Genomic DNA, 7386 nt, shown 5'->3' with positions numbered 1-7386 from the left:
GACCGGAGGTTTGCCGCTCGCTTCCTTCAGATTCCACGTCACCATGGACACCCTTGCGTTGAGCTAACTGTTACTTCTGCCTTCACAGTTCGGGACTTGCACCCTATAGACTACACCCATGCTGGGCGCACATCCAAAAAACGACCCGATGAACATTCATCAGGTCGTTTTTTTACTCAATTGTATGAATTTTTCCACGCTCGTCTTTATAGACTACATGATGTCGCTCAAACTTTGTTGGAGAATCCAAGCCGCAGCCGCGGCCACACGGAATAATCCTTCCCTCATCGTCAAAATATAGTTGGTTACACGGAATTTCTTTTCTTCTACAACAAGCGCCCGCTGTAAACTCTTATCCGTCGTGGCAACACCGGCTGGGCAAGTATTCGTATGGCACCGCTCTGCCATGATACAACCTACCGAAATCATGAAGCCACGTGCAACTTGTATTAGATCGGCACCTAAAGCCAATGCAATTGCTGCTTTATCAGGTGTGATGATTTTCCCTGATGCAATAACTTTTATTCGGTCCCGCACTTCAAACTTACGCAGCGCATCATCTAATAGAATAAGAGAAGAACGAAGTGGTAAGCCTACACTATCCGCCAAGTCTTGATAAGTAGCCCCAGATCCTCCTTCCGCACCGTCTAGCGAGATAAAATCAGGACCCATACCTGTTTCGGCCATATATGATGCCAGTTCTTCAGCATCTTGTTTTCCTCCAATGACTATTTTAATCCCTACTGGTTTACCACCCGCGTGACGGATATCTTCAATGAATGAAAACAATGTTGGATAATCGTGGAACTGTTTAAAACGGTTCGGACTGTTGATAGAAGTATAAGCTTTCACATTTCGTATAGCCGCAATCTCTTCTGTGACTTTCTCTCCCTCTACGTGCCCTCCACGCATTTTTGCTCCTTGGGCTAACTTGATTTCAAATGCCTTTATTTGTGGTATTTGTGCTTTCTCTTTTATTTTGTTCATATCGAACTGCCCATCTTCTGTTCGGAATCCGAATAAACCTGACCCGATCTGCGCAATGATATCGGCTCCACCTACCAAGTGGTGGTCTGATACACCACCCTCCCCTGTGTTCATCCAAGCACCTTGGGCCATACCAATCCCTTTGGATAGCGCAGTGATTGCATGATCTCCGAGTGCTCCATAACTCATCCCCGATTGCCCCAACAAACTGCGCACGACAAATGGATGCTCACAATTCGGACCTAATACAATCGCATCTTCCTCAGGTAACAACCAAGGCAATGTTGTCAATTCTTCGCGGTGTTCTTTACGCGAGAATAAATTGTCAGTATCCACTTCATAACGCATTGTGTTTACTAGATTATCATTATCCACCCGCATTTCTTCATTTTGCTTCGTGAACATGGCATTACGAATGTAGTGACCAGGCTCCTGAAAGTCACGTTTAGATCCAAAACCGATGATACTGTTTAAATACTTCCCCGGCATCACCATATGTAAATATTCTTCACGGCTGAATGGCTTGCCGCTGTTGTCATCGTTGAATAAATACTGCCTAACCTCTGGCCCTGCCTTCTCAAACATATAGCGGACTCTTCCTAAAATGGGATAGTTTCGCAAGATTGCATGCTGCTTCTGACTGCGATCAAAAAAGTATAGAAAAATTCCAATACTGATCGGGATCGCCAATATGATTAGCACTACCAATGAAGTCGTGAAATTAATTCCTTCCAACCAATTCATAACCCCACTCCTTTTTAATTGTCTGTACTGTACCTGTACCCTTGAAAAGTAGCTGACTAAACGTAAAAAAGCCCTAATCCTTGAATGACTCTCAAGGATTAGGGCTGGATCTTGCTAGATTGTTAATGTGTAACTGAAATTAGATTATTTGCTTGCTGGAACGTTTACTTCGATTTGCTTAGTTGCAATCGCGCCAGTTTGTCCAGCTTTTTTCACGCTAACTACGATTGTACCTTGCGCACCTGCATTAGCTTTACCGGAAAGCTTACCGCCGTCTACTATCAAATCAGTAACAGCAGTAGAATCTCCGGAATAAATTGCTGCAACTGTACCTAACTCAATTTTTTTGTCATTGTTTGTAATGAAAATCTTACCCTTATTATCAATACCTGGAGTGAATTCCGTTGATGTTAATTTAATACCTTCTTTTTTAAGCACTTGCATATCGACAGCTGTAGTAGTTATAGTCTTAGTATCTTCAAACACTACTGATGAAATAGTTGGAGTCGAATCCTTTACTGTAATAGTAGCCTTCGCTCTTAAAATATGTCCTTCTTTAATTTGAACTTCAGTAGTACCTGCTTTTACTGCTTGAACCGTTATAACACCTTTATCATCCTTAGCAACTGTTGCGATAGAGTTATCGGAAGATGTTACAGTGTATTGGTTCACAGGAATTAAATCTTTCTCTATAAGGAAACCTTGGCTATTGTATTTATTCCATGCTAGCTTGACTGTTCCATCTTGTGAACCTTCAATAGCGTCGATCGTTAAATCGTCAGTTGCAGTAATTGTTTCTAACTTTCTAGTAGCCACTTCGTCGTCTTCAGAACCAGATACGGCAATAGTACCTAGGACTGTGTCACCAGATTTAACCTGAACAGTAGTAGATCCAGCTTTTAAAGCTCTCACTGTTACTGTTGCAATGCCTTTTTCAGACTTTCCTACAGTAGCAGTTGCAACATCAGCATCTTTAGATTCTACAGTTAGATCACCATTGAAAAGATCGTTGTATTGATCTTTAACTGTTACAGTTATCTCTTGTGTAGCGTTTTTGATTAACTTAGATTCAGTCGATGAAAGTGTAGCGCTTGTTGCCATACGTTTGCCCACACCAACCGTTAGCTTAATGTTTTTAGTTACATCGCCGACTTTAGCTACAATCGTAACTTCTCCAGTACTGATTGGTGTCACTGTACCATCCGTAGTGACTGTTGCTACGCTTGGATTAGAAGATGTGTATGTTGCAGCTGGATTTGTCTCCGGTACACCATTCAGTGTTACAGCTTTTGTTACTTTAACATTGGCCTCACCATCTTCAAGTGAAATTTTTCCACTGTTTACCACTGTGCCGGCTTGTGTAACTTCAACTTCAGTAATGTCAGCATACGTAGCATCGAAATCTACTACTTTAACGTCTACTAATTCCGATTCTATAGCCTTTCCGTCTTTATCCGTAACGATGACTTTATATGAGAATGCATCAGTAGTAGCGAGTTCCTTCAATGTACCAGTTGCCGGCTCTGAGAACAAATCCGGTTTAGTAGACTGGAACGCAACCGTATAACCAGCATCCGTTAATTTCTTCATATCAACCGACTTACCATCAACGTTGAACGCTAACTTCTGACCAGCCTCGCCAGCTTTCACTTGAGTAGTAGTAGCTGTAACTTTTTCTACTTTAAACTCATACGTAAACTTATAAGAAGTAACTACGTCTTCTTCGCCTTCAGCTTCTGCTTTAGTCGTCAAGTTAAGAGTCGTTTCTTTACCCGACGTTAGTTCGTTTTTTAACTCGATTGTCGCTTTTGTACCGTCTTCATTCGCTTTAAATGAAGCCAGTTCATTTCCTTCAATCTTTAATTGTTCTGCTTTCAATGTGTGTAAGTTCTTACCAACTAATTCAAGTTCCTTTTCACCAGTCGCTGTTACAGAAGTTATTTCCGCTACTTCCGGAGCTTCTGGAGTTTCAGATACTTCTACTTGAATCGTTTTATAAAGGAATGAAGCAAATTGTGCACGAGTTGTTGTTTCTTTCGGTCTGAAGTTTGGTGCAGCTGGGTTCGTAATGTCGAAGTAGTCTAATACGTCGATTGCAGTACGTGCTTCAGCTTTCGCCTTATTCAAATCTACTACATCTTTATCAAATTCTTGTCCTTGAACGTAAGATAATAAGTCCGTTTTGTTAACTGAATCATATGCACGAACTAATACAACCGCCATATTTTCACGGGTAATAGAACCAGCCGCGCCTAATGATCCATCTTCATATCCTCTAAATAAATTGTTATCCTTTACGATTGCCGCTGATTGCAACAATTCGTCATTTGACTTCGATGTTAAATCTGTGAAGCGTGGATTTGTTTTATAGTCTGTCGGAATTGTATAACCTTTTGATACAAGCCATTTTCCCATTAACTTTACTACGTCAGAACGCGTTAAAGTTTTATTAGGCTTGAATGAACCGTCCGGATAACCACTGATAACACCTTCTGCTGCTAGTGCATCAATTGCTTCCTTATGTGAGTTAGTGTCGGCAACGTCATTAAAATCTGCTGCGCTGACTACTGGTGCCACCGCTGATGCAACTAATGCCGCTGATGCTACACCTGTTAGATACTTGCTGTACTTCTTTTTTGATTGTGATTTCATTAAATAATTTCCTCCTTTAGTTCGTTTATAAGCGTGATTGCTGGTTGGTTGTAGAGCAGCAGAAAAACCACTCTCTTACTCTCATACCCTCTTTTCCATTAAATAATCCGGCAGACTATTAAATAAATAAAGAATATGAAATAAAAAAGTGATTACTAGCTACTCCACTTTATATTAGCATACTTTTCCACGATTGGTAATGGCAAATGATGGATAGCTAGTGCAAATTATGGAACCAGCAACCTGAATGTACTATACAACTTGCATATTACATTCAGGTGACAAGCTTGTAACTTTGTAATGTCAAATAAAAGTATAACTTGCTTGCATCAGAAGTTACTTTTCATGATACAATCCCCATATGAAAAAATTACTAGCTCTTCTCTTACTCATTAGCATGTTAGTCGGGCTGTCCATCTCATCCAGTCAGACATATGAACAGCAATCGCTTGTCTCTACATTACAAGAGTTGCTACCGGGGGAACCCGGGAAAGCTATCCTATCCACTTGGGAATTCAACTATTGGAATAGAACGATCTCTATTGAAGAACGTGGATATTATCACTTTGTAGAATTCCTGATCCGAAAAGCTGCACACTTCTTTACATTTGGTTTTTTAGCTTTGGTAATTTATTGGCTATTACCTAAACGGACAGGTCGCTTATTATTGGCCGCTTTATTTACCTTTCTGCTAGCGTGCGCTGATGAATTGCATCAATATTTTACAGGAGGCCGCACAGCAACCATGCAAGACGTGTATTTAGACACGGCCGGCGCTGTAACGTTTCTTTTACTAGTAGCTATCGTTCGTGTAATTAAACGCTTACGTAAGAATTAGGTCCATAGCAATATTTAGGTTTTTAGTATTCCTAACGTTTTTATGAGCATAATACTCTATGTTATGATAGTAGCGAAACAGGAGGGTAATTAATGAATAACTCAAGTGATCAGTTGATTCATTCGCTTAGCTATATTTCCATAAACCGAGTCGTGGATCGCTTAGAACAAACCTATCAAAAGTCTTACCACACGATTTGTTTATTCCGAGATCGGATTACGACGTCCCAGAGAACTTTCCCTTTACAACATGTTTTTGATTTATCCTACCGCCCGTTCTCCGGACAATCGGGATTATTTTACTTGCACACAAATGAAGGAGTTTTTACATTTGAAATTGAAGAGGAGCCAGAACACTTCATTTCTCTATTCAAACAAATCCAATCAAAATAAGAGTCAAATAGTGTATAATTCAACGTCTTACTTCATATTTTGAAGTAGGACGTTTATACTTTTGTCTCCCAGGGTATAAACAACTAAATAACAACAGAAACAAATTAAAACATTCATTAAAATGGCCTATTTGATTATATCTATTTATTCTCAAAATGGTATAATGTAAATGTATTCCAAATGTAAAAAGTGATGAATGAACTAGTGAAAAGAATGATACTTCCTATATCGGAGGAGAGAAACTATGACGGGGGAAAATGAGATAAACGCTGTGTGGCGTAAAATTAACGAAGTAAAAAATGATGGACGCCATGATTTAGTCATTAGACATGCAGAAGATTTATTAAGTAAAGGCATTTTGTTTTCTAATAAAGAAGCTATTTTATCCGCTCATTACATTTGCGCTATATCCTATTACTACGTTGGAAATTATGAAAAGGTTCTTTTCCACATAGAAGAACATCACACACAGTGTATTTCGCATGGCGAGAAGTCCGATTGGATGCGCTCTTATTATTTGCAATACTTTGTCAGCTCATTCGCATTGGATTATACAAGAGGACAAAAATTACTAGAAGATATGCTATCCATCGCGCTAGAAATTGAAGACTATTCGTATATTAGCATGGCATACAGTCAACTAAGTCATCTGTACAATAAAATAGAACAATACGAGAAAGCTTTGGAGTTTGCGCAGTCGGCCATTTCTTTCGCAAAGAAGAAAGGTGTGGACAGAGAAATTTTAATGATTCGTGCGCATTTATACGCAATTGAATCCGCTATCAATCTACAAAGCCCTAATTGCGCGATGACTAGCCTACATTATTTAAGTCAATTACCTACTATAGACCATCATCCCCGTGAATTAGCAGTTCTTGAAATTTTGAAAGGCAGATTTTATGAGTTCATAGGTGATTCTAAAAAAGCCTTCCATTTTTATACCAACGCCAAAAAACGAGAAGAAAAATGGAGAGATTACACCCTCCTAAAAGAAATTCAGCAAAAACGCATTGTGTTAGCTGAAAAACTGTGTAGCTTTGATGAATTAGCCATAATCCAGAAAGAATACATCAATTTACTGCATGAAATTGAAGACAGTTGCTGGGTAAAAGTAGCGCTCGAATTGCAAATTCGTTTGCAAAGCTCTTCTACTAAAACTAGCGAAAACTTGGATTATTTAACAGGTATCTATAACCGAAAATTTTTGGAAAAAACGACTAATTTATGGTTGGCCGAAGCAGTAGTAACTAAAAAATCCGTTGTGTGCTTGGTCTATGACATCGACAATTTAAAAGCGATTAATGACACATATGGCCATCTAATTGGCGATGAAGCGATTAAATTCGTAGCGCATACTTCTATGAATGAAATTAGAAAAGAAGATGTACTTGCTCGATTCGGTGGTGATGAATTCGTTTTAGTAATGCAAGACATTTCATTAGCAGACGCAATAAAGAAAGCTTCTTTACTCGCTAGAAAAATTGAGTCTTTGTCTACTTCTTCTAATGTGATACCCATTCCACTTACTATTAGCATAGGGCTTAGTGACAATAAAATGTGTAGCAAGCAATCTTTCAATGAATTGTTTCATTTAGCGGATCTCGCTCTATACAAAGCAAAAAAGAATGGCAAAAACCAAGTCGTCTCTTTCATATAACCTACACATGATACCTGTAAATTGGGTTTCATGTTTTTTTGTTAACGAGAAAGTATAAATGATCGTACGCACTATTCAAAAAAGCTCACGCAGCAGTTATGCTGTGTGAGCTTTCA

4 protein-coding genes and 1 pseudogene are annotated in these 7386 nt (G+C 39.1%); 3 read left to right on the top strand and 2 right to left on the bottom strand.

The genetic code is table 11. The features are described 5' to 3' along the window. Window positions 1-172: 172 nt before the first annotated feature. Together CSV60_RS14270 and CSV60_RS14265 are read right to left on the bottom strand one after the other, a co-directional pair. Window positions 173-1731 (bottom strand): annotated as a pseudogene (locus CSV60_RS14270) (FMN-binding glutamate synthase family protein). Between the two features lie 144 nt (window positions 1732-1875). Next, window positions 1876-4383: an S-layer homology domain-containing protein gene (locus CSV60_RS14265; RefSeq protein WP_099637444.1), complete on the bottom strand. Its 2508-nt coding sequence runs from the start codon at window positions 4381-4383 to the stop codon at window positions 1876-1878. Between the two features lie 361 nt (window positions 4384-4744). Between CSV60_RS14265 and CSV60_RS14260 the strand changes: the two genes are divergently transcribed. The 3 genes from CSV60_RS14260 to CSV60_RS14250 all read left to right on the top strand — a co-directional run bounded on the left by CSV60_RS14260 (window position 4745) and on the right by CSV60_RS14250 (window position 7270). After that, window positions 4745-5221: a VanZ family protein gene (locus tag CSV60_RS14260; protein WP_099632198.1), complete on the top strand. Its 477-nt coding sequence runs from the start codon at window positions 4745-4747 to the stop codon at window positions 5219-5221. A gap of 92 nt (window positions 5222-5313) precedes the next feature. Further along, window positions 5314-5613, top strand: a complete 300-nt coding sequence (locus CSV60_RS14255; protein WP_099632199.1) for a hypothetical protein — start codon at window positions 5314-5316, stop codon at window positions 5611-5613. A 244-nt stretch (window positions 5614-5857) separates the two neighbouring features. Beyond that, window positions 5858-7270: a GGDEF domain-containing protein gene (locus CSV60_RS14250; protein ID WP_099632200.1), complete on the top strand. Its 1413-nt coding sequence runs from the start codon at window positions 5858-5860 to the stop codon at window positions 7268-7270. Window positions 7271-7386: the final 116 nt, after the last annotated feature.

The sequence above is a fragment of the Sporosarcina sp. P7 genome, assembly GCF_002743425.1.
Taxonomy (GTDB): Bacteria; Bacillota; Bacilli; order Bacillales_A; family Planococcaceae; genus Sporosarcina.
The sequence above is the reverse complement of the archived record's forward strand: the minus strand, read 5'-3'. Positions and strand labels throughout refer to the sequence as shown.